The 353-nt window shown below is 63.5% G+C and carries 1 protein-coding gene; it reads right to left on the bottom strand.

Features of this window, described 5'->3' with window-relative positions:
* The coding region (locus tag AC0L27_RS41245; protein ID WP_473323854.1) for a GcrA family cell cycle regulator at positions 1–281 on the bottom strand (281 nt) is incomplete at its 3' end.
* Positions 282–353: the final 72 nt, after the last annotated feature.

The raw sequence follows: 353 nt of genomic DNA, 5'->3' as shown, positions 1-353 counted from the left end.
TTGCTGAATTGCTTAGGCTGCTGCCTCTCCGCTGCGTTCCGCGACACCTTCTTTGCGACTGGAAGGGCGCAAGCTGCCGACGACGTCGCCCTCAGCTTCGGTGTCTGCCTTATCTTGGGCCTTGCCGTGAGCGACTTGTGACCGCGCTTCAGGCCCTGACGGGTCAGCATGCCGCAGACCGCGTTACGACTGCACCCGAGCCGCCGCGCTATCTGCGCCGCGCTATGTCCTGCGGACCAGAGCCTGGTGAGGAGCTCTATGTCTTTCGCATCCCAGCCCATGGGGGATATTATAGCACCGACGGCCGAACACGCGTCAATCTAGTCTTCGTCCGGCTCGCGCACGACCGCCGG

It is taken from the genome of Bradyrhizobium sp. Ken51, from assembly GCF_055807435.1.
The sequence above is the reverse complement of the archived record's forward strand: the minus strand, read 5'-3'. Positions and strand labels throughout refer to the sequence as shown.